Annotated in this window: 2 protein-coding genes; both read left to right on the top strand. The window is 34.6% G+C overall.

Annotation, left to right across the window (positions count from 1 at the left end):
- Nucleotides 1-201 precede the first annotated feature (201 nt).
- Nucleotides 202-1,782 carry an EAL domain-containing protein gene (locus tag E5A76_RS08120; protein WP_187695590.1) on the top strand — a complete coding sequence of 527 codons (1,581 nt, stop codon included), beginning with the start codon at nt 202-204 and terminating at the stop codon, nt 1,780-1,782.
- The coding region (locus tag E5A76_RS08125) for a hypothetical protein (protein WP_161118601.1) at nt 1,775-2,679 on the top strand (905 nt) is incomplete at its 3' end. The genes E5A76_RS08120 and E5A76_RS08125, both read left to right, overlap by 8 nt.

Here is a 2,679-nt window from a genome sequence, read left to right on the forward strand (position 1 = left end):
AGATGTTATTATTTTTACAATTAAAGGAATTTACACACAGAGAAATCTCGATATAACAGCCAAAACCCAAGATAAACAAACATAAAAATAATTTCTTTCACATAAATTTTATGTTCAGATTTTTTCAGGGCTATTTGGTAGCGTATTAATACTTCAAGATTTATATTGTCGCTTTAAAGCACTACACGTTGGGTGAGTATTATGATCGTAAAATTAAAGCGTCTTTCTTTTACTTTTTTTAACTGCGCGGTTGGCTCTCTTAGCTTAGCTATCGTGCTAGTTTTAGCGATCTTATCCTCGGAGCAAATCAGCACTCAGCTTTTCCAAACTCACCTTAAATTTCTCGAAAAACAGCGTTTTTATGACTATATCGAGCAAGTAAAAAAGACTTCAGTGCTACTTGATAACTTACAATATAGTCTTTCTTATACTTGCGATGCTCAAGATATCGCTGAACTGGAAAAAATCAGTTACTACTCACCTCAGATCGCATCGATTCAACTTATTACTAATAGTGGTTTACAATGTAGTGATCACCGTGATATTGATGCGCTATATACCCATCCTCTTCAAATTATCGAATTAGATCCGCAAATTATTCTCATCGCTAATAAGAAAAATAATCAGTCGATTGTCCAGTACAAAAAGCATATTTTAGGCGGTAATGTTATTGTTGATATTGCTCAACAGCCTATTAATCCTTTACTTGCTGGATTACCTAAAAATAGTTGGATTCAAATTATTGAAGGTAATAATGTCGCATTATTTACGGGTAATCGAAAAGGCTCACCTAACGAAATTTTCTCAAAAGACATTACCGCAAGTGATATTAATCATATAGTCAAACCTATTTTATCCATGTCATTAAATAATAAAGCATGGCTCAAATATTATGCGACGCCTGAAGCAATTAAAACTTATCGCAACATTATTAAACCATATTTACTCTTTTTACTGGCTCTTTTTTCTAGTGCCTTGTTCTACCTATGTTATCGCCGTTATCACAGCACTAGCATCATTAAGTTTTTGATTGAAAATGCGATTAAACAAAATCATCTGGTGCCTTACTACCAAGCAATTGTCGATGCCGATAAACAGCAAATTTGTGGTTATGAAGTCCTGATCCGTTGGGAAACAAAAAAAGGTAAAGTGATTTTACCAGATGAGTTTATTCCACAATGTGAAGAAAATGGAGCAATCACGCCTCTTACTTTCCAACTAATTAATACTGTTGCTAAAGATATTCGAAAGCTTGAAATTCTGCATCATGGCAAGCCTTTACCTTTCTATTTCAGTATTAATTTAAGTGCCAGCGTACTGCAAGATCCTGAGCTTGTGCAGATCACCCGCGAAGCACTGCAACACTATAAAATTGCGGCACATAACATAGCGTTTGAGTTAACAGAGCGCTCACCAATTAAAGATATTGAATTAGCTGGTAAAATTTGCCAACAACTCAATGATATGGGTATTCAAATTAAACTCGATGATGTCGGCAATGGATATTGCGATTTCCTTGCTCTACAAAAACTACAAGCAACGACAATTAAAATTGATAAGATCTTTATTGATGAACTCGATTGCAATAACAAAAATACCATTGTGAGTTCATTGGTTGCCTTTGCTGATAAAGCAGAAGTCGAAGTGGTGGCTGAAGGTGTAGAAACAGCAGAGCAAGCTAACTGCTTATTAGCGATGGGGATCCACTATCACCAAGGCTACCTATACAGTAAACCACAACCCTTTAGCCGTATTTGTCAGGAGTTTTCTACTGATGAATAACAACAATCACAGTATTTTAAATGAACAACAGTCAAGCCGATTGACGAGATGTTTTTTCGTCAATCACTTCCTGTTAAACCGTGTATTTGTAATATCTATCAATATATTGCTGCTGATCTTTCTTGTTGTCATGAATACACAACAAGAGATCAGTGCAGCCAAAGAGTACGTGCAAGGTAATTTAAATCAGATAAAAAAAAGTATTATTTCATTGGCTTACCGTAATGAGCGTTATGCCCGCACATTTTCTAAGCAAATCAATACATTACATCCCCTGCAAACTTCACCGCTTGTTGAGGTGCATTACTATCCAGAGCTCAATGAGTTTGGATTTAACCGTAATGTTTATCCCAGTAATTTACTTAACGGCAGCCTTATTGGAACAGGAAAACCCTCTGATGAAATAAAAATGGAAACCAATATTTTTCCTTTTTTAGATGATCTATGGAGCCAGCAACACCAGCACTCGATTAAGTATAATTACTACTATATTTCACATACATTGAAGTATTTCTATTTATCGACCAAGTATCCAGTGAGTGAATTTAATACCCGTAAGCATTTTTTTTCAACCGTACTATATAACAACTATCGTTCTGATATTAATAAGCAATATCAGAATAAAAAAGGGTTTTATTTTACTGCGCCTTATACTGATTACATCACCCATGAACAAGTGATCACATTAAAATCACCTGTTTATAAAGAGCAGAAAGTGATTGGTGATATTGGTGTAGATATTCCAATCGCCTCATTAAGTAATGCAATTACACTACCACGTAACTTTAAACCTTACTTGACGTTTATCTTCTATAACAAAGAGGATGGTTCAAAGATTAATATCCAAAAAGGAAATAAAAATAAATTCCTTCCTCATATAGAAATGAAAGTAAACAT

The sequence above is a fragment of the Photobacterium lucens genome (assembly GCF_009873615.1).
In the GTDB taxonomy this organism is placed as follows: Bacteria; Pseudomonadota; Gammaproteobacteria; order Enterobacterales; family Vibrionaceae; genus Photobacterium; species Photobacterium lucens.